23 protein-coding genes are annotated in these 22,298 nt (G+C 64.6%); all 23 read left to right on the forward strand.

Annotated elements, in window-relative coordinates:
• Positions 1-2 precede the first annotated feature (2 nt).
• Entirely contained in the window at positions 3-602 is a 600-nt protein-coding gene (locus tag RCAP_RS07525; protein ID WP_013067243.1) for an NADH-quinone oxidoreductase subunit C, read from the forward strand.
• Between the two features lie 45 nt (positions 603-647).
• Positions 648-1,889, forward strand: coding sequence for an NADH-quinone oxidoreductase subunit D (locus RCAP_RS07530; RefSeq protein ID WP_013067244.1), 1,242 nt, complete (start codon positions 648-650; stop codon positions 1,887-1,889).
• Positions 1,889-3,058 (forward strand): NADH-quinone oxidoreductase subunit E, encoded by a 1,170-nt coding sequence (locus RCAP_RS07535; protein ID WP_013067245.1) that lies wholly within the window; start codon positions 1,889-1,891, stop codon positions 3,056-3,058. Before RCAP_RS07530 ends, RCAP_RS07535 begins: the two co-directional genes overlap by 1 nt.
• Before the next feature lie 99 nt (positions 3,059-3,157).
• Positions 3,158-3,601, forward strand: a complete 444-nt coding sequence (locus RCAP_RS07540) for a hypothetical protein (RefSeq protein WP_013067246.1) — start codon at positions 3,158-3,160, stop codon at positions 3,599-3,601.
• 192 nt (positions 3,602-3,793) lie between these two features.
• Positions 3,794-5,089, forward strand: a complete 1,296-nt coding sequence (gene nuoF, locus RCAP_RS07545; protein WP_013067247.1) for an NADH-quinone oxidoreductase subunit NuoF — start codon at positions 3,794-3,796, stop codon at positions 5,087-5,089.
• 6 nt (positions 5,090-5,095) lie between these two features.
• Complete coding sequence (locus RCAP_RS07550) at positions 5,096-5,572, forward strand: hypothetical protein (RefSeq protein ID WP_013067248.1); 477 nt, start codon at positions 5,096-5,098, stop codon at positions 5,570-5,572.
• Positions 5,572-5,856, forward strand: coding sequence for a hypothetical protein (locus RCAP_RS07555; protein ID WP_013067249.1), 285 nt, complete (start codon positions 5,572-5,574; stop codon positions 5,854-5,856). The genes RCAP_RS07550 and RCAP_RS07555 overlap by 1 nt, the downstream gene beginning before the upstream one ends.
• On the forward strand, positions 5,853-6,626 hold the full coding sequence (locus RCAP_RS07560) for a class I SAM-dependent methyltransferase (RefSeq protein ID WP_013067250.1): 774 nt from the start codon (positions 5,853-5,855) through the stop codon (positions 6,624-6,626). The genes RCAP_RS07555 and RCAP_RS07560 overlap by 4 nt, the downstream gene beginning before the upstream one ends.
• 57 nt (positions 6,627-6,683) lie before the next feature.
• Positions 6,684-8,681: an NADH-quinone oxidoreductase subunit NuoG gene (nuoG, locus tag RCAP_RS07565; RefSeq protein ID WP_013067251.1), complete on the forward strand. Its 1,998-nt coding sequence runs from the start codon at positions 6,684-6,686 to the stop codon at positions 8,679-8,681.
• Between the two features lie 3 nt (positions 8,682-8,684).
• Positions 8,685-9,092: a hypothetical protein gene (locus RCAP_RS07570; protein WP_013067252.1), complete on the forward strand. Its 408-nt coding sequence runs from the start codon at positions 8,685-8,687 to the stop codon at positions 9,090-9,092.
• Positions 9,093-9,125: 33 nt separating this feature from the next.
• Entirely contained in the window at positions 9,126-10,163 is a 1,038-nt protein-coding gene (gene nuoH, locus RCAP_RS07575; RefSeq protein WP_013067253.1) for an NADH-quinone oxidoreductase subunit NuoH, read from the forward strand.
• Positions 10,160-10,447 carry a hypothetical protein gene (locus RCAP_RS07580; RefSeq protein WP_013067254.1) on the forward strand — a complete coding sequence of 96 codons (288 nt, stop codon included), beginning with the start codon at positions 10,160-10,162 and terminating at the stop codon, positions 10,445-10,447. Before nuoH ends, RCAP_RS07580 begins: the two co-directional genes overlap by 4 nt.
• Positions 10,447-10,938 carry an NADH-quinone oxidoreductase subunit NuoI gene (gene nuoI, locus RCAP_RS07585; RefSeq protein ID WP_013067255.1) on the forward strand — a complete coding sequence of 164 codons (492 nt, stop codon included), beginning with the start codon at positions 10,447-10,449 and terminating at the stop codon, positions 10,936-10,938. The genes RCAP_RS07580 and nuoI overlap by 1 nt, the downstream gene beginning before the upstream one ends.
• Positions 10,935-11,345, forward strand: coding sequence for a carboxymuconolactone decarboxylase family protein (locus tag RCAP_RS07590; protein ID WP_013067256.1), 411 nt, complete (start codon positions 10,935-10,937; stop codon positions 11,343-11,345). Before nuoI ends, RCAP_RS07590 begins: the two co-directional genes overlap by 4 nt.
• Positions 11,342-11,950, forward strand: coding sequence for an NADH-quinone oxidoreductase subunit J (locus RCAP_RS07595; RefSeq protein WP_013067257.1), 609 nt, complete (start codon positions 11,342-11,344; stop codon positions 11,948-11,950). Before RCAP_RS07590 ends, RCAP_RS07595 begins: the two co-directional genes overlap by 4 nt.
• A gap of 43 nt (positions 11,951-11,993) precedes the next feature.
• Entirely contained in the window at positions 11,994-12,302 is a 309-nt protein-coding gene (nuoK, locus tag RCAP_RS07600; protein WP_013067258.1) for an NADH-quinone oxidoreductase subunit NuoK, read from the forward strand.
• Between the two features lie 4 nt (positions 12,303-12,306).
• A complete protein-coding gene (gene nuoL, locus RCAP_RS07605) occupies positions 12,307-14,445 on the forward strand; it encodes an NADH-quinone oxidoreductase subunit L (protein ID WP_013067259.1) in 2,139 nt (712 codons plus the stop codon).
• Positions 14,445-15,983, forward strand: a complete 1,539-nt coding sequence (locus tag RCAP_RS07610) for an NADH-quinone oxidoreductase subunit M (RefSeq protein ID WP_013067260.1) — start codon at positions 14,445-14,447, stop codon at positions 15,981-15,983. Before nuoL ends, RCAP_RS07610 begins: the two co-directional genes overlap by 1 nt.
• Before the next feature lie 12 nt (positions 15,984-15,995).
• Positions 15,996-17,432, forward strand: a complete 1,437-nt coding sequence (gene nuoN, locus RCAP_RS07615) for an NADH-quinone oxidoreductase subunit NuoN (protein WP_013067261.1) — start codon at positions 15,996-15,998, stop codon at positions 17,430-17,432.
• The gene (locus tag RCAP_RS07620; protein ID WP_031321144.1) at positions 17,422-18,180 is read left to right on the forward strand and encodes a biotin--[acetyl-CoA-carboxylase] ligase; all 759 of its coding nucleotides are present in this window, start codon (positions 17,422-17,424) and stop codon (positions 18,178-18,180) included. The genes nuoN and RCAP_RS07620 overlap by 11 nt, the downstream gene beginning before the upstream one ends.
• 9 nt (positions 18,181-18,189) lie before the next feature.
• The gene (locus RCAP_RS07625; protein WP_013067263.1) at positions 18,190-18,966 is read left to right on the forward strand and encodes a type III pantothenate kinase; all 777 of its coding nucleotides are present in this window, start codon (positions 18,190-18,192) and stop codon (positions 18,964-18,966) included.
• Positions 18,967-19,013: 47 nt separating this feature from the next.
• Positions 19,014-20,639, forward strand: a complete 1,626-nt coding sequence (locus tag RCAP_RS07630; RefSeq protein ID WP_115503943.1) for a ribonuclease J — start codon at positions 19,014-19,016, stop codon at positions 20,637-20,639.
• Between the two features lie 187 nt (positions 20,640-20,826).
• A complete protein-coding gene (locus RCAP_RS07635; RefSeq protein WP_013067265.1) occupies positions 20,827-22,113 on the forward strand; it encodes a DUF3422 family protein in 1,287 nt (428 codons plus the stop codon).
• The last annotated feature ends 185 nt before the right edge of the window (positions 22,114-22,298 follow it).

Genomic DNA, 22,298 nt, shown 5'->3' on the forward strand with positions numbered 1-22,298 from the left:
GCATGAGCGAAAAGCTGCAAGACCTCGCGGCGCATGTCGCGCAACAGCGTCCGGGCGACGTGATTTCGGCCGAAGTGGTGCAGGGCGAGCTGACGGTGACCGTCAAGCCCGAGGGGATCGCCGATTTCGTGCGCTTCCTGCGCGATGATGCCGGGTGCCGCTTCACCACGCTGGTCGATCTGACCGCCGTCGACTGGCCCGAGCGGGTCGAGCGTTTCGAGATGGTCTGGCATTTCCTCTCGATGTGGAAGAACCAGCGCATCCGCGTCAAGGCCGGTCTGGCCGAAGACGCCATGTGCCCCTCGATCGTGGAGGTCTATCCGGCGGCGAACTGGTACGAGCGCGAAGTCTTCGACATGTTCGGCATCCTGTTCTCGGGCCACCCGGACCTGCGGCGGCTGCTGACCGACTACGGCTTCCGCGGCCATCCGCTGCGCAAGGATTTCCCGACGACGGGCTATATCGAGCTGCGCTACGACGAGGTGCAAAAGCGCGTCGTCTACGAGCCGGTGAAGCTGGCGCAGGAATACCGGCAATTCGATTTCCTCAGCCCGTGGGAAGGCGCGCAAAGCGTGCTTCCGGGCGACGAGAAGCGCAGCTGATCCGGCATCGGAACGGCTGAGGCAAGCAGCACAAGGGGAAGAGGCATGGACGGCGACATCCGGCACAACAGCTACGACGACGGCTCGGAAGACGTGCTGACCGGCGAGCAGAGCATCCGCAACTTCAACATCAACTTCGGCCCGCAACACCCTGCGGCGCACGGGGTTTTGCGGATGGTGCTGGAACTTGACGGGGAAATCGTCGAACGCGCCGATCCGCATATCGGGCTGTTGCACCGCGGCACCGAGAAGCTGATGGAAAGCCGGACCTATCTGCAGAACACGCCCTATTTCGACCGGCTCGACTATGTGGCGCCGATGAACCAGGAACATGCCTGGTGCCTGGCGATCGAGAAGCTGACGGGGACCGCCGTGCCGCGCCGCGCCTCGATCATCCGGGTGCTGTTTTCGGAAATCGGCCGCATCCTGAACCACCTGCTGAACGTCACCACGCAGGCGATGGACGTCGGCGCGCTGACGCCGCCGCTCTGGGGCTTCGAGGAACGCGAAAAGCTGATGATCTTCTACGAACGGGCCTGTGGCGCGCGTCTGCACGCGAACTACTTCCGCCCGGGCGGGGTGCATCAGGATCTGCCGCCCGATCTGATCGACGATATCGAGATCTGGGCCAAGGCCTTCCCGCAGGTGCTCGACGACATCGAGGGCTTGCTGACCGAAAACCGGATCTTCAAGCAGCGCAACGCCGATATCTGCATCATCACCGAAGCCGAGATCGAGAAATGGGGCTATTCGGGCGTGATGGTCCGCGGCTCGGGCCTGGCCTGGGATTTGCGCCGTGCGCAACCCTATGAATGCTATGACGAATTCGACTTCAAAGTGGCCGTGGGCAAGAATGGCGACTGCTATGACCGCTATCTGGTCCGCATGGCCGAAATGCGCGAGTCGACCAAGATCATCCTGCAGGCCTGCGCGAAACTGCGCGCGCCGGACGGTCAGGGCGACATTCTTGCGCGCGGCAAGCTGACGCCGCCGAAACGGGCCGAGATGAAGACCTCGATGGAGGCGCTCATCCACCATTTCAAGCTTTACACCGAGGGCTTCAAGGTCCCCGCGGGCGAGGTCTATGCCGCGGTGGAGGCGCCCAAGGGCGAATTCGGCGTCTATCTGGTCGCCGATGGCACGAACAAACCCTATCGCGCCAAGATCCGCGCGCCGGGCTATGCGCATCTGCAATCGATCGATGCCGTCGCCAAGGGACACCAACTGGCGGATGTGTCCGCCATCATCGGCACGATGGATGTCGTGTTCGGGGAGATTGACCGCTGATGCTGCGCCGCTTGCACGCCACCCAACCCGACAGCTTCGCCTTTACCCCCGCCAACCGCGCCTGGGCGGAAGCGCAGATCACCAAATACCCCGAGGGCCGTCAGGCCTCGGCGGTGATCCCGCTCTTGTTCCGCGCGCAGGAACAGGAAGGCTGGCTGACGAAGCCCGCGATCGAATACGTGGCCGACCTGCTCGACATGCCCTATATCCGCGTGCTCGAAGTGGCGTCCTTCTACTTCATGTTCCAGCTGCAGCCCACGGGCTCGGTCGCGCATATTCAGGTCTGCGGCACCACCAGCTGCATGATCATGGGCTCGGAAAACCTGATCGAGGTCTGCAAGCGCAAGATCTCGCATCATCCGCATGCGCTTTCCGCCGATGGCAAGTTCAGCTGGGAAGAGGTCGAATGTCTGGGCGCCTGTGCCAATGCGCCGATGGCCCAGATCGGCAAGGATTACTTCGAAGACCTGACCGAGGCGGGGCTGGAGCGGCTGATCGACGATCTGGCGGCGGGCAAGGCGCCGGTGCCGGGGTCGGAAATCGGGCGCTTCGGGGCGGAACCGGCCACCGGCCTGACCAGCTGCACGACGACCTCCGGCGCGCGCGAGGCGCAGAACGGCTCGGTCGCGCGGGCGGTTGCGGTGGGCGATGGCACGCGCCGGATCGACGGGACCGAGGTGCGGCTTTCCGCCCCATGGCAGGTCTCGGGGCAGATGGGCGCGATCGGTCTGATGACGGCGCGGCCGCGCTCGGCGGTGCAGCAGCAGGCGGCGGCCGAGGCGGCGAAAGCGGCGGCGGCGGCAGAGTCGGCCGGGGGGACGTCAACCCCGGCTGCACCGGTGGCCGGGGCGGCGGGGAAAGCCGCACAAACGGCTGAAACCGCTGCGCAGAAACCGCTTGCGCTGGTTGCACCCCGCGACGGCAAGGCCGATGAGCTGCAGAAGATCGAGAGCATCGGACCGGCGCTCGAGGCGCTTCTGCACGATCTGGGCATCTTCCATTTCGACCAGATCGCCGCCTGGGGCGCGGGCGAAATTGCCTGGATGGACGGCAATCTGAAGGGCTTTCCGGGGCGCGCCAGTGGCGACCGCTGGGTGGTTCAGGCGAAGATCATCGTCGAGGAAGGGCTTGACCGTTTCCTCGAACGGGCGAAGACAAACAATTACTGAAGACGGAATACTGATCTGAAGACTTGAACGACAACCTACAGAGGCCGGGACGGCGTGACGTCCGCCACCCGGCACGGAAAGAGGGAAAGGAAAGGCAAAATGTCGACGAACGACACAGACTGCCAGACGAAAGCCCGCAAGCTGGGTGGTTGGCTCGGAGCCGCGATTTTCTTTGCACTTTGGCTTCTGGGTTCGGTGGGGATCTGGATGGCGGCGATCGCCGGGGTGATCTCTGCGCTGATCCTGGCACGGCTGATCTGCTGGGCGACCTGCGGTCTGCCCGAGCCGAAAGCGCCGATGTCGGCCGAGGAAGGCGCCGCGCTGCGTCGGGCCGTTCCGGCCGCGGCGCCGACGGCGGCGGTGAAAGTGGCCGAGGCGCCGAAACCGGCGCCGAAAGCCGCCGAGCCGGTCAAGGCCGCGCCCGTGGCGGCGCCGGTCAAGACGCCCGAGCCGGTGGCCGCGGTGGCTGAAGCGCCGAAACCGGCGGCGAAGCCCGCCCCGGCGCCCGCGCCGAAAGGCAAGTCGAAGCCCCGTCGCGGCTGAGACAGACCCCGCCCGGCGCCTGGGGAGAGGCGCTGACGCGGCAGAAACCATCCCGAGCCCTGCGGGGCTCGGGATGTCCCGGACCAGATCCGGAAGCGCCGGGCTGCGGCCTGACGAGGGAGACCGTGTGTATCGGACAGCCGATGCCGCGCGGGCCGGACACCGGCCCCCGCCGAAACCGAGGGAATGGACATGCTCAACGATCACGATCGCATCTTCACCAACATCTACGGGATGCACGACCGCTCGCTGAAGGGCGCGATGGCGCGTGGTCACTGGGATGGCACGGCGGCGATCCTTGGCAATGGCCGCGACTGGATCATCGAGCAGGTCAAGGCCTCGGGGCTGCGCGGCCGCGGCGGTGCGGGCTTTCCGACCGGGCTCAAGTGGTCCTTCATGCCGAAGCAATCCGACGGGCGCCCCTCGTTTCTGGTGATCAACGCCGATGAATCCGAGCCGGGCACCTGCAAGGACCGCGAAATCATGCGCCACGATCCGCATACGCTGATCGAAGGCGCGCTGATCGCCGGTTTCGCCATGGGCGCGCGGGCGGCCTATATCTATATTCGCGGCGAATATGTCCGCGAAAAGGAGGCCCTGCAGGCCGCCATCGACGAATGCTACGAGGCCGGGCTGATCGGCAAGAACGCCTGCCGCTCGGACTATGATTTCGACGTCTATCTGCACCACGGTGCGGGCGCCTATATCTGCGGCGAGGAAACCGCGCTTCTGGAAAGCCTTGAGGGCAAGAAGGGGATGCCGCGGATGAAACCGCCGTTCCCGGCGGGCTCGGGGCTTTATGGCTGCCCGACGACGGTGAACAACGTCGAATCCATCGCCGTCGTGCCGACGATCCTGCGCCGTGGTGGTGCCTGGTTCGCGGGCATCGGGCGGCCGAACAACACCGGCGTCAAGCTGTTCGCGATGTCGGGGCACGTCAACACCCCCTGCGTCGTCGAAGAAGCCATGTCGATCAGCATGAAGGAGCTGATCGAAAAGCACGGCGGCGGCGTCCGCGGCGGCTGGAAGAACCTGAAAGCGGTGATCCCCGGCGGCGCCTCCTGCCCGGTCATTCCGGCGCATCTGTGCGAAGACGCGATCATGGATTACGACGGCATGCGCGAAAAGCAGTCGTCCTTCGGCACCGCCTGTCTGATCGTGATGGATCAGCAGACCGACATCATCAAGGCGATCGCGCGGCTGTCGAAATTCTTCAAGCACGAGAGCTGCGGCCAGTGCACGCCCTGCCGCGAGGGGACCTCGTGGATGTGGCGGGTGATGGAGCGACTGGTCACCGGCGAGGCCGAGGTCGAGGAGATCGACATGCTGTTTTCGGTGACGAAACAGGTCGAGGGCCACACGATCTGCGCCCTGGGCGATGCCGCCGCCTGGCCGATCCAGGGGCTGATCCGGCATTACCGCGAGGAGATCGAGGACCGGATCAAGGCGCGCAAGACCGGCCGCATGGGCGCGATGGCCGCGGAGTGATCTGAGATGGCCACCGGGTCGGGCAGCTTTCACAGGATCACGACGGGGGGGACGGCGACGGTTGCGGCGCTGGCCTGCGCCTGTCTGCCTGCGCTGGCCGAGGCGCCCGAGTACAGCCTGCGGGCCTCGGGCTACATTCCCGACCTGTCGCGGCATCTGCGCCTGTCCGAGGGCGTGCGCGGCGCGCGGGTGGACTATTACGGTCAGGTGATGACCGGCGGCCAGCACTGCGAAAGAAATGCGCAGGGGCTGGAGGAATGCCTTTCCTGGGACGGCTTCGCCTCGGCTTTCGAGGTCGAATACGAGGGCGTCACCGAAACCGACGAGCGCGCGCTCAAAAAGGGCGTGCTGCTGGTGGTCGATGTCGTCTGCCCCTCGTCGCGGGCGATCTCGCGCGATCCGGCCGAGGTGCGGCGGCTGGCGGCGGGCGTCTATCGGCTGGATCTGGCCTGTCCGCGGGTCAACGAGAGGAAGGGCTACTGATGCGGGCGCTGCTGCTTCCCCTTCTGATCGCGGGCTGCGCCGGTGCGGCGCCGCTGCCCGATGGCGGCGCCCGGGCGCCGCGTCTGGCTGCGGTTGCGGGCTATCAGGGCGCGTTCCTGCCCACGGGCGAGCTGGCCGTGCGCCGCACCGCCATGCCCTTCCGCATGGACGAGGGCGCCGAAGCGAAACGCGCGGCCAACGCGCTTTGCGGCGGCAAGGTCGTCTCGGGCGATCGTGACAATTTTATCGATGATGTTTGGGTCTTCCCCGGAGGCTGCGCATGACGACCGAAGCCAAGAAATCCGCCTGGAAATTCCGGTTCGAAGGCGAGGATGTCGCCGCCGACATCCGCACGAAATATGGCGCGGGCGGCGATCTGGTGGACATCTATGCCGCGGCGAACGGCCGCGAGGTGCACAAGTGGCACCATTACCTGCCGATCTATGAGCGCTATTTCGAGAAGTTCCGCGGCAAGCCGGTGCGGATGCTGGAAATCGGCACCTGGCGCGGCGGCTCTTTGGCGATGTGGCGCGACTATTTCGGGCCCGAGGCGGTGATCTTTGGCATCGACATCAATCCCCGCTGCAAGGACTACGACGGCGAGGCGGCGCAGGTGCGCATCGGCTCGCAGGCCGATCCGAAATTCCTGGCCGAGGTGATCGCGGAAATGGGCGGCGTCGACATCATTCTGGATGACGGCAGCCATGTGATGAAACATGTCCGCGCCAGCCTGCGCATGCTGTTTCCGCAGCTCGCCGAGGGCGGCGTCTACATGATCGAGGACATGCACACCGCCTATTGGAAGAAGTTCGGCGGCGGCATGGACACCTCGGACAACATCTTCAACTTCGTGCGCAAGCTGATCGACGACATGCACCGCTGGTATCACGGCGGCAAGCCGCGGGTGCCGCTGTTCGGGCCGATGATCTCGGGCATCCATGTGCATGATTCCATCATCGTTCTGGAAAAGGGCCCGGTGCATCCGCCGGTGGCCTCGATCCGTGGCGGCCGCACCGCCGAAACGCCTGCCGAGACGGACGCCAGCGTCCGCTGACCGGCCAAGACAACGACCCGGGCATCGCCCGCCACCGACTGCAAGTGGAGAAGAAGCGTGAGCACCCTGCGCAAGATCATCATCGACGGCATCGAGGTCGAGGTCGATCCCAGCCTGACCCTGATCCAGGCCTGCGAACAGGCGGGCATCGAAGTGCCGCGGTTCTGCTATCACGAGCGGCTGTCGATCGCGGGCAACTGCCGGATGTGTCTGGTCGAAGTGGTCGGCGGACCGCCTAAGCCCACCGCCAGCTGCGCCATGCAGATCAAGGATCTGCGCCCCGGCCCGAATGGCGAGCCCTCGGTGATCAAGACCAATTCGCCGATGGTGAAGAAGGCGCGCGAAGGGGTGATGGAATTCCTCTTGATCAACCATCCGCTCGATTGCCCGATCTGCGATCAGGGCGGCGAATGCGATCTGCAGGATCAGGCGATGGCCTATGGCGGCTCGGTCTCGCGCTTCCGCGAGGTCAAGCGCACCTCGGACAACCTGAACCTTGGCCCGCTGGTCAAGACCGAGATGACGCGCTGCATTTCCTGCACCCGCTGCGTGCGCTTCACCACCGAAGTCGCGGGCATCACCCAGATGGGCCAGACCGGGCGGGGCGCCGACAGCGAGATCACCAGCTATCTGGACATGACGCTCGACAGCAACCTGCAGGGCAACATCATCGATCTGTGCCCGGTCGGCGCGCTGACCTCGAAACCCTATGCCTTCACCGCGCGTCCGTGGGAACTGGTGAAGACCGAAAGCATCGACGTGATGGATGCGCTCGGCTCGAACATCCGCATCGACGCCAAGGGGCGCGAGGTCAAACGCATCGTGCCGCGCAACCATGACGGCGTGAACGAGGAATGGCTGTCCGACAAGGGCCGCTTCATCTGGGACGGCCTGCGCCGCCAACGCCTGGACACGCCTTACATTCGCGAGGCGGGCAAGCTGCGCAAGGCGAGCTGGTCCGAGGCGCTGACCGCCGCCGCCGCGGCGATGACCGGCAAGAAGGTTCTGGGGCTGATCGGCGATCTTTGCTCGACCGAGGCCGCCTACAGTCTGAAGACCCTGATCGAGGCGCAGGGCGGGTCGGTCGAATGCCGCACCGACGGCGCGCGTCTGCCGATCGGCAACCGCTCGGCTTACGTCGGCAATGTCGCCATCCAGGATATTGACGACGCGAAGGAAATCATCCTGATCGGCACCGATCCGCGGACCGAGGCGCCGGTGCTGAACGCCCGCATCCGCAAGGCCTGGGCCAAGGGCGCCGTGGTCCGGCTCATCGGCCCGGCGGTCGATCTGACCTATGACTATGACCATGTCGGCACCGACCGCGCGGCTTTGGCCGGGCTGAAAGCGGGCAAGGACGCGATTGTCATCCTCGGTCAGGGCGCGATTTCCGAGGCCGATGGCGATGCGGTCATTGCCAATGCGATGTCGCTCTCGGGCCGTATGCTGATGCTGCACACGGCGGCCTCGCGCGTCGGCGCGATGGATGTGGGGGCGGTGACGAATGGCGGTCTCATCGCCGCGCTCGAGGGCGTGCAGGTGATCTACAACATGGGCGCCGACGAGGTGGAGATTGCCCCGCGCTCCGAAGGCGGGCCCATCGTGATCTATCAGGGCAGCCACGGCGACCGCGGGGCTTCGCGCGCCGACATCATCCTGCCGGGCGCGGCCTATACCGAGGAACACGGGCTTTTCGTCAACACCGAGGGGCGGCCGCAGCTGGCCTTCCGCGCCACCTTTGCCCCGGGCGAGGCCAAGGAAAACTGGGCGATCCTGCGCGCGCTTTCGGCCGAACTGGGGGCCACGCTGCCCTGGGACAGCCTCGGCGGGCTGCGTCAGTCGATGCTGGCGAAACATCCGCATCTGGGCGACATCGACCATCTGGCCGACAATGGCTGGACCGTGCCCGAGCGGCGCGACATGGGCAAGGCCAGCTTCCGCCTTGCGCTGGGGGATTACTACTTCACCAACCCGATCGCCCGGGCCTCGGTGGTGATGCCGGAATGTTCGGCGCAGGCCAAGGGGCGCAAATCCCCGGCCGTGGCGGCGGAGTAAACCATGACCCTGGCCCCGATCCTTCCCGTGGCGCTTCTGACCGGCCTTGCGGCCGGGCTGAGCGGCTGCGCCGAAGCCGGGGGCGGGGCGGTCTCGGGCGCGACGATCACCTATGAGGGGGTCGAGACGCATCTGCTCGATGACGATCTGGTGGGATTTCAGGTGGCGCTGTCGGGCACCACCAGCAAGGCGGCGGTGACGGCTTATGCCGCCTGCGCCGCCGCACAATATGCGCAGATCCGCGGCTTCGGCTTTGCCCGGCATGTGCGCACCAACGTGACACGCTCGGGCGGCAGCCTGCAGGCGGATGCGGTTTACCTCATCTCGCCGGCGCTGCCGCGGGGCTTGCGCACGATCGATGCGGAAGTGACCGTCGCCGATTGCCACGAGCGCGGCATTCCGACGGTTTGAAACGAATGATGCAGGACGGATCCGAGGGACAACATGGCTGACTTCTGGGCAACATCACTTGGACAGACCCTCATCCTGCTGGCGCAGGGTCTGGGCATCATCGCTTTCGTGATGATCGGCCTTTTGCTGCTGGTCTGGGGCGACCGCAAGATCTGGGCGGCGGTGCAGATGCGCAAGGGCCCGAACGTGGTGGGCGCCTTTGGCCTTTTGCAATCGGTGGCGGATGCCGCCAAATATGTGTTCAAGGAAATCGTCGTCCCCGCGGGCGTCGACAAGCCGGTCTATTTCCTGGCGCCGATGCTCAGCCTGGTGCTGGCGCTGCTCGCCTGGGTCGTCGTGCCCTTCAACGAGGGCTGGGTGATGGCCGACATCAACGTCGCCGTGCTGTTCGTCTTCGCGGTCTCCTCGCTCGAAGTTTACGGCGTGATCATGGGCGGCTGGGCCTCGAACTCGAAATATCCCTTCCTCGGCTCGCTGCGCTCTGCCGCGCAGATGATTTCCTATGAAGTCTCGATGGGCCTGATCATCGTCGGCGTGATCATCTCGACCGGCTCGATGAACCTTTCGGCGATCGTCGAGGCGCAGCGCGGCGATTTCGGCCTCTTGAACTGGTACTGGCTGCCGCATCTGCCGATGGTGGCGCTGTTCTTCATCTCGGCGCTGGCGGAAACCAACCGCCCGCCGTTTGACCTGCCGGAAGCGGAATCCGAACTGGTTGCGGGGTTCATGGTCGAATATTCCTCGACGCCTTACCTTCTGTTCATGGCGGGCGAATATATTGCCGTCTGGCTGATGTGCGCGCTGACCTCGGTGCTGTTCTTCGGCGGCTGGCTTTCGCCCATTCCCGGCGTGCCCGATGGCGTGCTCTGGATGGTCGCCAAGATGGCCGCGGTCTTCTTCGTCTTCGCGATGGTGAAGGCCATCGTGCCGCGCTACCGCTATGACCAGCTGATGCGGATCGGTTGGAAGGTGTTCCTGCCGCTCTCGCTCGCCTGGGTCGTGGTCGTGGCTTTCCTTGCCAAATTCGAAGTTCTGGGCGGCTTCTGGGCGCGCTGGAGCATAGGAGCATGAACGTGAAAGATCCGAACCGACCGACCCTTTCCGTCACGCTCGATGGCCGCGAGGTGAAACTTGTCCCGGTGATCATCGAGGGCTACCGGCTGGAGGTGGAGGGCAAGAACGTCACCTCGTTCCTGTCGAAGACGCCGCCGATCATGCGGGCGGTGGGGGCCCTTGAAGGGCGCGGAGATTTTGGCGTGGGCGATCTTGAAGTCGCCTCCGACACCCGGAAATGGACCGTTTCCGGCCCAGTCAAGCAAGACACCGGCAAGACCGATCCGGCGGAGAAGAACTGATGGCTTTCGATTACGTTCGCGCAGCGAAATACTTCGTCCTGTGGGACTTCATCAAAGGCTTCGCGCTGGGGATGAAATATTTCGTGGCGCCCAAGCCCACGCTGAACTACCCGCATGAAAAGGGGCCGCTCTCGCCGCGCTTCCGCGGGGAACATGCGCTGCGCCGCTACCCCTCGGGCGAGGAACGCTGCATCGCCTGCAAGCTTTGCGAGGCGATCTGCCCGGCGCAGGCGATCACCATCGACGCCGAACCGCGCGACGATGGCTCGCGCCGCACCACCCGTTACGACATCGACATGACCAAGTGCATCTATTGCGGCTACTGCCAGGAGGCCTGCCCGGTCGATGCCATCGTCGAGGGGCCGAATTTCGAATACGCCACCGAGACGCGCGAGGAACTGTTCTACACCAAGGAAAAACTGCTGGAGAACGGCGCCCGCTGGGAAGCCGAAATCGCCCGCAACATCGAGATGGATGCACCCTACAGATGAACGCGGATTTTCAGAAGCTTTTCATGGCGATGATGGAGCAGGGGACAGAGATGGCCCGGATGTTCAACCCGGCTTTGGAAAGCTTCAACCCCAAGGCCTTCGAGAAGATGTTTCCGACCCTGCCGGCCGACATGCTGGAAATGTGGTTCGGCAAGACCTTCAACCGCGACGGGCTGGATGCGCGCACCCGGCTTCTGGTGACGCTGGCCGGTCAGGTGACGCTGGGCGCGCAGGCCGAGGCGCCGATCCGGCTGACCATCCGCCACGCGCTTGAGGCCGGGGCAACCGAGCGGGAGATCGCCGAGGTGATCTTCCAGATGAGCATGTTCGGCGGCGTGCCCGCCATGACCAAGGCGCTGGAACTGGCGCGCGAGGTCTTCGACGAGAAATCGGGGGAAAACACATGACGGTGTTCGTATTCGCCTTTTACCTCTTTGCCGTGGTGGCGGTGGTTGCGGGCCTCATGGTGGTTTTGTCGAAGAACCCGGTGCATGCGGTTTTGTGGCTGATCCTGACCTTCCTCTCGGCGGCGGGGCTTTTCGTGCTGATGGGGGCGGAATTCGTCGCCATGCTTCTGATCATCGTCTATGTCGGCGCGGTGGCCGTGCTCTTCCTCTTCGTCGTGATGATGCTCGACATCGATTTCGCGGCGCTGCGGGGGCAGCTTGTGCGCTATGCGCCGGTGGGCGGGCTGATCGCGCTGGTGATGCTGGCGCAGCTCGCCACCGGGCTGATGGTCTGGAACACGGCCGATGCGGCCAATGGCCTGCGCGCGGCGCCCGCGCCCGAGGGGGTCGAAAACACTGCCGCCCTCGGCATGATCCTTTATGACAGATACCTCTACCTCTTCCAGGGCGCGGGTCTGGTGCTGCTCGTCGCGATGATCGGGGCCATTCTGCTGACGCTGCGGCACCGCACCGACATCAAGCGGCAGAACGTGCTGGCGCAGATGCACCGCGATCCGGCCAAGGCGCTGGAGATGGTCGACGTCAAACCGGGGCAGGGGCTGTGATGAGAAAGAACAAGAAAACGGGGTCGGGCCCGGAGGGGAAGCGATGACGATCGGTTTGGAACATTATCTTGCGGTGGCGGCGATCCTGTTCGTCACCGGCATCTTCGGCATCTTCGTCAACCGCAAGAACGTCATCGTCATCCTGATGTCGATCGAACTGATGCTGCTGGCCGTCAACATCAACATGGTCGCGTTTTCGACGCATCTGGGGGATCTGGTCGGACAGGTCTTCACCATGTTCGTGCTGACCGTCGCCGCCGCCGAGGCCGCGATCGGTCTGGCGATCCTGGTGGTCTTCTTCCGCAACCGCGGCACCATCGCCGTCGAAGACGTCAACGTGATGAAGGGGTAAGGCCATGACCACGATCATCCTGCTTGCGCCGCTTCTTGGCGCGCTGATCGGCGGCTTCGGCTGGCGGCTGATCACGGAAAAGGGGGCGCTTGTCGTCACCACCGGCCTTCTGTTCCTGTCCTGCATCCTGTCCTGGGTCGTCTTCCTGACGCTTCCGGCCGAGACGCAGCACATCCATCTGCTGGACTGGATCCGTTCGGGGGCGCTCGATACCTCCTGGGGGATCCGGCTTGACCGGCTGACCGCGATCATGCTGATCGTCGTCACCACGGTCTCGGCGCTGGTGCATCTCTATTCCTGGGGCTACATGGCCCATGACGAGAACTGGACCCATCACGAGGCCTACAAGGCGCGGTTCTTCGCCTATCTGTCGTTCTTCACCTTTGCCATGCTGATGCTGGTGACGTCTGACAACCTGGTGCAGATGTTCTTCGGCTGGGAAGGGGTGGGGGTCGCTTCCTATCTGCTGATCGGCTTTTACTACAAGAAACCCTCGGCCAATGCCGCGGCGATCAAGGCCTTTGTCGTCAACCGCGTGGGTGATTTCGGTTTCGCGCTTGGCATCATGGGGCTTTTCTTCCTGACCGACAGCATCGACATGGATGTGATCTTTGCTTCGGCGCCGGAGCTGGCGAAGACCGAGCTGCATTTCCTCGCGTGGGAGTTCAACGCCGCGAACCTTCTCGCCGTGCTTCTGTTCATCGGCGCGATGGGGAAATCGGCGCAGCTTTTCCTGCACACCTGGCTGCCCGACGCGATGGAAGGCCCGACGCCGGTGTCCGCGCTCATTCACGCCGCGACGATGGTGACCGCGGGCGTCTTCCTTGTCTGCCGGATGTCGCCGCTCTTTGAATATGCGCCGGAAGCCAAGATGATGGTCGTCTATGTCGGCGCCGTCACCGCGTTTTTCGCCGCGACCGTCGGTCTGGTGCAGAACGACATCAAGCGCGTGATCGCCTATTCGACCTGTTCGCAGCTGGGCTACATGTTCGTGGCCGCGGGCTCGGGCGTCTATTCGGTCGCGATGTTCCACCTGCTGACGCATGCCTTCTTCAAGGCGATGCTGTTCCTGGGTGCCGGTTCGGTGATCCATGCGATGCACCACGAACAGGACATGCGCAACTACGGTGGCCTGCGCAAGAAGATCCCCTTCACCTTCGCGATCATGATGATCGGCACGCTGGCCATCACCGGCGTCGGCATTCCGTTCTTCTCGATCGGCGGCGTGCCGGTGGGCTTTGCGGGCTATCTCTCGAAAGACGCGATCATCGAAAGCGCCTTTGCCAGCGGCAACGGTTTTGCCTTCTACGTGCTGGTGGCGGCGGCGGGAATGACCTCGTTCTATTCCTGGCGGCTGATCTTCCTCACCTTCTACGGCGAGGCGCGGGGCGATCATCACAAGCATGACCACGCCCATGAAAGCCCGGCCGTGATGCTGGCGCCGCTCGCGCTTCTTGCCGTGGGCTCCGTGCTGGCCGGGATGGTCTGGTATCACAGCTTCTTCGGCGACAAGGTGGCCAGCTTCTTCAACCTGCCCGCCGCGGCGCATGGCGAAGCGCATGGCACCGAACACGCGACCGAGGGCCATGTCCCCGAAGCCGCGATGACGGCCGAGGCGGCGCATGAAGCCGCCATGGCGGGCACGATGGCGATGGCCGAACCGGCCGCGGAACATGCCGTCGCGAAGGCCCCGCAGGGCGCGATCTTCATGGCCGAGACGAACCATGTGATCCACGATGCCCATGGCGTGCCCGATTGGGTGAAACTCTCGCCCTTCGGCGCGATGGTCACCGGCTTCTTCTTCGCCTGGCTCTACTACATCGGCGACAAGCCGCTGCCGGGCCGGACGGCGCGGGCGCTGCCGGGGCTTTACCGCTTCCTGCTCAACAAATGGTATTTCGACGAGCTGTTCGACCTGCTCTTCGTGAACCCGGCGAAATCGCTTGGTCGCAAACTGTGGAAGGGCGGCGATGGCGCCGTCATCGACGGGGCGATCAACGGGCTCGCGCTTGGCTGGATCCCGTTCTTCACCCGCGTCGCGGGGCGGATCCAGTCGGGCTATCTCTTCCACTATGCGTTTGCGATGGTGCTGGGCATCGTTGCTCTGATGTTCTGGGTCGTGCGGACCGGGGGAATGAACTGATGCAAAACCTCCTCTCCATCATCACCTTCCTGCCGCTGGCCGCGGCGGCGGTGCTTGCCGTGGTCAGCCGCGGGTCAGGCCCGGCGGCCGATCGCAATGCGAAATGGGTGGCGCTGACCGCGACCGTGGTGACCTTCCTTGTGTCGCTTCTGCTGCTGGCGGGCTTCGATCCGGCCAATCCCGGCATGCAATTCGTCGAGGACCGGGCCTGGATCATGGGCCTGCATTACAAGCTGGGCGTGGACGGCATCTCGATCCTTTTCGTGATGCTGACCACCTTCCTGATGCCGCTCACCATCGCCAGCGCCTGGCATGTGGAAACGCGGGTCAAGGAATACATGATCGCTTTCCTTGTCCTGGAAGCGCTGATGATCGGCGTCTTCGTGGCGCTCGATCTGGTGCTCTTCTACCTCTTCTTCGAGGCGGGGCTCATTCCGATGTTCCTGATCATCGGGATCTGGGGCGGCAAGGAACGCATCTACGCGGCTTTCAAGTTCTTCCTTTACACCTTCCTCGGCTCGGTGCTGATGCTGGTGGCGATGGTGGCGATGTATATGATGGCGGGCACCACCGACATCGTGACGCTGATGAGCTTCGACTTCCCGCATGCGGATCTGCCGTTCCTTGGCTGGTGGACGCTGACGGGCGGGGTGCAGACGCTGCTGTTCCTGGCCTTCTTCGCCTCGTTTGCGGTGAAGATGCCGATGTGGCCGGTGCACACCTGGTTGCCCGATGCCCACGTGCAGGCGCCCACCGCGGGCTCGGTCGTGCTGGCGGCGGTGCTTCTGAAGATGGGCGGCTACGGCTTCCTGCGCTTCTCGCTGCCGATGTTCCCGGTGGGGGCAGAGACGATGACCACCTTCGTCTTCATCCTGTCCGCCGTGGCCATCGTCTACACCTCGCTTGTGGCGCTGGCGCAGGAGGACATGAAGAAGCTGATCGCCTATTCCTCGGTCGCCCACATGGGCTATGTGACGATGGGGATTTTCGCGGCGAACCAGCAGGGCGTTGACGGGGCGATCTTCCAGATGCTCAGCCACGGCTTCATCTCGGGGGCGCTGTTCCTTTGCGTCGGCGTGATCTATGACCGCATGCACACCCGCGAGATCGCCGCCTATGGCGGTCTGGTGAACCGGATGCCCGCTTACGCGCTGATCTTCATGTTCTTCACCATGGCGAACGTGGGCCTGCCGGGCACCAGCGGATTCGTCGGTGAATTCCTGACGCTGCTTGGCATCTTCCAGGTCAACACCTGGGTGGCGCTGTTTGCCACCTCGGGCGTGATCCTCTCGGCTGCCTATGCGCTCTGGCTTTACCGCCGCGTGGTCTTTGGCGAGCTGGTCAAGGAAAGCCTGAAGACGATTTCCGACATGACGACCCGCGAAAAGGCGATCTTCGCGCCGCTGGTCGCGATGACGCTGCTTCTGGGCGTCTATCCCAGCCTTGTGACCGATCTGATCGGGCCTTCGGTGGCCCATCTTGTCCAGAATTACCACGCCGACCTCGGCACTCTCGCGCAAGCGACTGCGGGCAACTGAGGAGAAAGACCCATGACAAAAGCGGAATTCTCTCTCGTCCTGCCCGAAGTGCTGCTGGCCATCTATGCGATGGGGGTGCTGCTCTTCGGCGTCTGGACCGGCAAGGACAGGGTGGCGAAACCCATCCTCTGGGCCTCGGCCGTCACCATGCTGGCGCTGGCGCTGATCATCGGGCTCGGCACCGGCAATGACACGGCCTTTGGCGGGCTTTTCATCGCCGACGGCTTCGCGCGCTTCTCCAAGGTGGTGATCCTTGTCTCCGCCGCCGCCGTTCTGGCGATGAGTTCGGATTACATGGGCCGACGCGGGTTGTTGCGGTTCGAATATCCGATCCTGATCGTGCTGGCCGTGGTCGGCATGATGATGATGGTCTCGGCGGGCGATCTGATGTCGCTTTACATCGGGCTCGAGCTGCAATCGCTGGCGCTTTACGTGGTGGCGGCGCTGCGGCGCGACTCGGCGGTGTCGTCGGAAGCCGGTCTGAAATACTTCGTCCTTGGCTCGCTCTCCTCGGGGCTGCTGCTTTACGGCGCCTCGCTCGTCTACGGCTTTGCGGGCACCACGACCTTCTCGGGCATCATCACCGTGGTCGAGCAGGGCCACCTGCCGATCGGTCTGCTGTTCGGTCTGGTGTTCCTGCTGGCGGGTCTGGCCTTCAAGGTCTCGGCCGTGCCCTTCCACATGTGGACGCCCGATGTCTACGAAGGCTCGCCGACGCCGGTCACCGCCTTCTTTGCCACCGCGCCGAAACTGGCGGCGATGGCGCTGATCGCGCGGGTCGTTCATGACGCCTTCGGCCAGGTGCCGGGCGAATGGGGGCAGATCCTGGCCGCGCTGGCGCTGGCCTCGATGTATCTGGGCGCCATCGCCGGGATCGGGCAGCGCGACATCAAGCGGCTGATGGCCTATTCCTCGATCTCGCACATGGGCTTTGGCCTGCTGGGTCTGGCGGCGGGCACGGCGGCGGGCGTGGAATCGATGCTGCTCTACATGACGATCTATATCGTGATGAACGTCGGCACCTTCGCTTTCATCCTGTCGATGGAGCGTGACGGCAAGCCCGTCACCGAAATCGCCGCGCTGAACATGCTGTCGAAGACCGACCCGGTGAAGGCCTTTGCGCTTCTGGTGCTGCTCTTCAGCCTGGCGGGCGTGCCGCCGATGCTGGGCTTCTTTGCCAAATTCGCGGTGATCAAGGCGGCGATCGGGGCGGGCTTCGTCTGGGTGCCGGTGGCGGCGGTCGTGGCCTCGGTGATCGGCGCCTTCTACTACCTGCGCATCGTCTATTTCATGTATTTCGGCGAGAAATCCGCGCCGCTCGACGGCCGGATGCCCGCGCTGCAATTCGCCTTCCTCGTCCTTGCGGCGGTGGCGATGCTGGGTGGCGCGATCAACATGGCGGGCGTCGAGGGCGCGGCGCAGGCGGCGGCGGCCTCCCTTGTCAACTGATCAAGATTGGCCCGAGGGCGTGGCCCGCCATGTCCTTGGGCAAACCGATACGACCATGGCCGAAGCGGCCCGGCTGGCCCCGCATCTTGCGGGGCCTGCTTGGGTTTTTGCGCATCGCCAGACCGCGGGCCGGGGCAGGCGGGGCCGCGACTGGCTGATGCCGTCGGGCAATTTCGCCGCCACGCTGGTCTTTCGCCCCGCCGTCACCCCCGCCACCGCGGCGCTTTATTCCTTTGTCGCGGCGCTTGCGCTCGAGGCGGCGCTGACCGAGGTCATGGGCCCCGGGCCCGTCACCGCGATCAAATGGCCCAATGACGTGCTGCTGAACGGCGGCAAGATCGCCGGGATCTTGCTGGAAAGCGTCGGCACCGGCGGGCAGATCAGCCATCTTGCCGTCGGCATCGGCGTCAATCTGGCAAAGGCCCCGCCCGCGGCCGCCCTTGAACCGGGCGCCGTCGCCCCGGTGTCGCTTTTGGGCGAAACCGGGCTGGTGATCGATCCGCTCGACTTCCTGGCGCCCTTGGCGCGCGGTTTCGCGCATTATGCCGCAACCTTCGAGCGTTACGGTTTTGCCCCCATTCGCGCGGCATGGCTTGCCCGCGCCGCCAGGATCGGGCAAAGGATCACCGCCCGCACCGGCACGGAAACCTTGACGGGCACCTTCGAGACGATCGACGACACCGGTGCGCTGATCCTTGCGACCGGCTCGGAACGGCGGGCGATCTCGGCGGCGGATATCTTCTTTTAGGGGCGCCCCATGCTTTTGTGCATCGACTGCGGCAACACCAACACCGTGTTTTCGGTCTGGGACGGGACGGATTTCGCCGCCACCTGGCGCATCGCCACCGATCATCGCCGCACCGCCGACGAATATTTCGTCTGGCTGAACACGCTGATGCAACTGAAGGGCCTGCAGGGCCGGATCTCCGAGGCGATCATCTCCTCGACCGCGCCGCGGGTGGTGTTCAACCTGCGCGTTCTGTGCAACCGCTATTTCGACTGCCGCCCCTATGTCGTCGGCAAACCGGGCTGCGAGCTGCCGGTGGCGCCGCGCGTCGATCCGGGCACCACGGTCGGGCCGGACCGGCTGGTCAATACGGTGGCGGGCTATGACCGTCATGGCGGCGATCTGATCGTCGTCGATTTCGGCACCGCCACCACCTTTGACGTGGTGGCCCCCGATGGCGCCTATATCGGCGGGGTGATCGCGCCCGGGGTGAACCTGAGCCTTGAGGCGCTGCATATGGCGGCGGCCGCGCTGCCGCATGTCGACGTCACGAAACCGCAAGGGGTGATCGGCACGAATACGGTGGCCTGCATCCAATCCGGGGTGTATTGGGGCTATATCGGCCTTGTCGAAGGCATCGTGCGGCAGATCCGGATGGAACGTGACCGTCCGATGAAGGTGATTGCCACCGGGGGTCTTGCCTCGCTCTTCGATCTGGGTTTCGATCTGTTCGACAAGGTCGAGGATGACCTGACCATGCATGGTCTGCGTCTGATCTTCGATTACAACAAGGGACTTGGGGCGTGAGCGAGCGACTGATCTACCTTCCTTTGGGCGGTGCCGGCGAAGTCGGGATGAATGCCTATGTCTATGGCTACGGTCCCGAGGGCAAGGAACGGCTGATCGTCGTCGATCTGGGCGTCACCTTCCCGGACATGGACGGCTCGCCCGGGGTCGATCTGATCATGGCCGACACGGCCTGGCTGGAGGCGAACGTCAACCGCATCGATGCGATCTTCCTGACCCATGGCCATGAAGATCACATCGGCGCCATGCCGCATCTGTGGCCGAAGCTGCGCGCGCCGGTCTTTGCGCGCCGCTTCACCGCCGCGCTGGTCGCGATCAAGATGGAAGAGGCGGGCCTTGCCTCGGACATGATCCGCGTCGTCGAACCGCGCCCGAAGGCGATCGATGTCGGCCCGTTCCGGGTGCAATTCGTCCCCGTCAGCCATTCGATCCCGGAAAGCTCGGCGCTGATCATCGACACGCCCGCGGGCCGCGTCGTGCATACGGGCGATTTCAAGCTCGATGGCAATCCGGTGGTGGGCGAGCCCTTCGACCCGCTCGAATGGCACGAGATCGCGAACGAGGGCGCGGGCATCAAGGTGCTGTGCTGCGATTCGACGAACGTCTTCACCCACAACCCGGGGCGGTCTGAATCGACGCTGGTGGCGCCCTTGCGGGATTTCATTGCCGCGCAAAAGGGGATGGTGGTGACGACCACTTTCGCCTCGAACGTGGCGCGGCTGAAGACCCTGGCCGAGGCCGGTCGGGCCGCCGGTCGGTCCGTCTGTCTTTTGGGCCGGGCCATGCGCAAGATGGTGCAGGTCGCCGAGGAGGCCAATGTTCTCAAGGGCTTCCCCGGCACGATCCAGCCCGAGGAAGCGGTCGATGTGCCGCGCCAGAACCTGATGCTGATTGTCACCGGCTCGCAGGGGGAACGGCGTGCGGCCACGGCGCAGCTCAGCCGCGGCAAATATCTGGGGCTCTCGATGAAGGAGGGGGACACGTTCCTTTTTTCCTCGAAGGTGATCCCGGGCAACGAGCGCGGCGTGATCAAGATCATGAACGCCTTTTCCGAAATGGGCGTCGATGTGGTCGATGACCGGGGCGGGCTTTACCACGTCTCGGGCCATGCCAACCGCCCCGATCTGGATGCGGTGCATGACCTGCTTCGGCCGCAGATCCTGATTCCGATGCATGGCGAGCATCGCCACCTGCGCGAACATGCCAAGATCGCGCAATCGAAGGGCATCGCCACCGAGATCGCGACGAACGGCACGATGCTGGATCTGACCGGCCCGGCGCCGAAAGTGGTGGAATATATCGAGACCGGGCGGCTTTATCTGGATGGGACGGTGCTGATCGGGGCGCTGGACGGGGTCGTGCGCGAACGCATCCGCATGGCGCTGAACGGCCATGTGCTGATCACCGTGATCATCGACGAGGATGACGTGCCCCTCGGCGATGCCTGGGTCGAGCTGATGGGCCTGCCCGAACGCGGCAAGTCGGGCGGCGACATGATGAAGATCATCGAGGACGAGCTTTCGGCCTTCCTCGAATCCGCGCCCGAGAAAATCGTCCGCGATGACGACAAGCTGGACGAGGCGCTGCGCCGCATCGCCCGGCAGGTCGCCATGGAAGAGATCGGCAAGAAACCCGAAGTGACGGTGGTGGTGTCGCGGCTGATGGCCGAGTGATCCGCAACCGATCGCGGGCAGGGGCCTCGGCTTTGCCGGGGCCCTGTGCATTTCGCTGTTGCAGCAATGCCCGTATGCGCCGGTATGCCGCAAGCGCGCGTGAATTCCGCCTCTTCCGTTCTTGCGTCATCGCCTTGCAGGATTATCTCGACGCAAGAGCACCAAGAAACCAGCCAAAGGCTTTGCCATGACGCCCATCGACGACCATCCCCTGCGCTATGCGCTGGTGAACGAGCTTCACGCCCGGCCCTTTCCCTCGGTCGGGGCGCCTGCCCATGTCGTCTATCTTGCGATCAAGGAACCCTTCGACGCCGCCAACCGCGACCGCGCCAGGGATCACGCGCATCTGTGCGATCTTCTGACCCGCTACGGCGCCGCGATCCCGCCCGGCGATGTCACGCATTATTCCGGCGAGATCGGGCGGCACACGCTGAAATGGGACAGCCACACCGAATTCACCACCTTTCTGGCCTATGCGCCCGGGGTCTCGGCGCGGCCTTTCGATCCGGCCGAGGCCGAGGTCTTCCCCTCCGACTGGATCCAATCGGCGCCGGGGCGGCGGCTGGCGGCGGTCTCGATCCGCATCGAGGACCTGCCCGAGGAGACCGAGGCGATCCTGCCGCTGATCGACAGCTGGTTCGTGCCCGAAAGCCTGGTCTGCACCTGGGTGCTGGAGGAAACCGCGGTGATCGCCACCGATTTCCGCATCGACTCGGCGGGGCAGATGCGCTTTGCGGTCTTTGCCAAGCCCGGCACGGGGCAGGGGCGCATTGGCCGGATCGTGCAGCGGATCTGCGAGCTGGAAACCTATCGCGCGATGTCGATGCTGGGTCTGGGGCGGGCGCGGGCGCTGACGCAGACGCTGAATGCGCTTGACCCCGAGCTGACCAATCTGGTCGCGCTGATGAATGACGACGCCCATCCGGCCGAGGACACGCTGCACCGGCTGCTCGAAGTTTCGACGGAACTGGAAAGCCTTGCGGTGACGAACACCTTCCGCTTCTCGGCCACAGCGGCCTATGAGGCGATCGTGAACGAGCGCGTCGAGGTGCTGCGCGAAAGCCGGTTTCACGGGCGTCAGAAGTTTTCGGAATTCATGAACCGCCGCTATGATCCGGCGATGCGGACGGTGAAATCGGCCGAGGTGCGGCTGAATGCGATGGTCGAACGCGCGGCGCGGGCGGGCGAATTGCTGCGCACGCGCGTCGATGTGGCGCGGCAGGCGCAGAACCAGAAGCTTCTGGAAAGCATGGACCGGCGCTCGGATCTGCAGCTGCGGCTGCAACGCACGGTCGAGGGGCTCTCGGTGGTGGCGATCAGCTATTACGCGGTCAGCCTCGCGGCCTATGCGGTCTATCCGATCGCCAAGGAAATCGGCATCAGCAAGGAAATGGCGGTGGCGGGGCTGACGCCGCTCGTCGTCGCGGTGGTCTGGCTGGCGCTGCGCCGGATCCGGAACGGCGTCGGGCATTGAGCCTGGTTTGACCCGAGCCGGTTTCGGGCGGATCCGGAAAGGCATCGCCTTTCCCCGCCCGCGCCGGAACGGCTCATGCCAAGACCGCATCCCCAAGCGCGACAGAGACCGGCGCCCGCCGGGGCGGGCGCTGGCCGAGTGCCTGAAGCACTCGGCGGTCATGGGGACAGGTGTCGCGTGACCTC

The sequence above is a fragment of the Rhodobacter capsulatus SB 1003 genome (genome assembly GCF_000021865.1).
GTDB classification, from domain to species: domain Bacteria; phylum Pseudomonadota; class Alphaproteobacteria; order Rhodobacterales; family Rhodobacteraceae; genus Rhodobacter; species Rhodobacter capsulatus_B.

Bases quoted from the DNA above. Each gene is read 5' to 3' on its own strand.
- RCAP_RS07525 (WP_013067243.1), top strand. From the start codon at position 3: ATGAGCGAAAAGCTGCAAGACCTCGCGGCGCATGTCGCGCAACAGCGT.
- RCAP_RS07530 (WP_013067244.1), top strand. From the start codon at position 648: ATGGACGGCGACATCCGGCACAACAGCTACGACGACGGCTCGGAAGAC.
- RCAP_RS07535 (WP_013067245.1), top strand. From the start codon at position 1,889: ATGCTGCGCCGCTTGCACGCCACCCAACCCGACAGCTTCGCCTTTACC.
- RCAP_RS07540 (WP_013067246.1), top strand. From the start codon at position 3,158: ATGTCGACGAACGACACAGACTGCCAGACGAAAGCCCGCAAGCTGGGT.
- nuoF (WP_013067247.1), top strand. From the start codon at position 3,794: ATGCTCAACGATCACGATCGCATCTTCACCAACATCTACGGGATGCAC.
- RCAP_RS07550 (WP_013067248.1), top strand. From the start codon at position 5,096: ATGGCCACCGGGTCGGGCAGCTTTCACAGGATCACGACGGGGGGGACG.
- RCAP_RS07555 (WP_013067249.1), top strand. From the start codon at position 5,572: ATGCGGGCGCTGCTGCTTCCCCTTCTGATCGCGGGCTGCGCCGGTGCG.
- RCAP_RS07560 (WP_013067250.1), top strand. From the start codon at position 5,853: ATGACGACCGAAGCCAAGAAATCCGCCTGGAAATTCCGGTTCGAAGGC.
- RCAP_RS07570 (WP_013067252.1), top strand. From the start codon at position 8,685: ATGACCCTGGCCCCGATCCTTCCCGTGGCGCTTCTGACCGGCCTTGCG.
- nuoH (WP_013067253.1), top strand. From the start codon at position 9,126: ATGGCTGACTTCTGGGCAACATCACTTGGACAGACCCTCATCCTGCTG.
- RCAP_RS07580 (WP_013067254.1), top strand. From the start codon at position 10,160: ATGAACGTGAAAGATCCGAACCGACCGACCCTTTCCGTCACGCTCGAT.
- nuoI (WP_013067255.1), top strand. From the start codon at position 10,447: ATGGCTTTCGATTACGTTCGCGCAGCGAAATACTTCGTCCTGTGGGAC.
- RCAP_RS07590 (WP_013067256.1), top strand. From the start codon at position 10,935: ATGAACGCGGATTTTCAGAAGCTTTTCATGGCGATGATGGAGCAGGGG.
- RCAP_RS07595 (WP_013067257.1), top strand. From the start codon at position 11,342: ATGACGGTGTTCGTATTCGCCTTTTACCTCTTTGCCGTGGTGGCGGTG.
- nuoK (WP_013067258.1), top strand. From the start codon at position 11,994: ATGACGATCGGTTTGGAACATTATCTTGCGGTGGCGGCGATCCTGTTC.
- nuoL (WP_013067259.1), top strand. From the start codon at position 12,307: ATGACCACGATCATCCTGCTTGCGCCGCTTCTTGGCGCGCTGATCGGC.
- RCAP_RS07610 (WP_013067260.1), top strand. From the start codon at position 14,445: ATGCAAAACCTCCTCTCCATCATCACCTTCCTGCCGCTGGCCGCGGCG.
- nuoN (WP_013067261.1), top strand. From the start codon at position 15,996: ATGACAAAAGCGGAATTCTCTCTCGTCCTGCCCGAAGTGCTGCTGGCC.
- RCAP_RS07625 (WP_013067263.1), top strand. From the start codon at position 18,190: ATGCTTTTGTGCATCGACTGCGGCAACACCAACACCGTGTTTTCGGTC.
- RCAP_RS07630 (WP_115503943.1), top strand. From the start codon at position 19,014: ATGAATGCCTATGTCTATGGCTACGGTCCCGAGGGCAAGGAACGGCTG.
- RCAP_RS07635 (WP_013067265.1), top strand. From the start codon at position 20,827: ATGACGCCCATCGACGACCATCCCCTGCGCTATGCGCTGGTGAACGAG.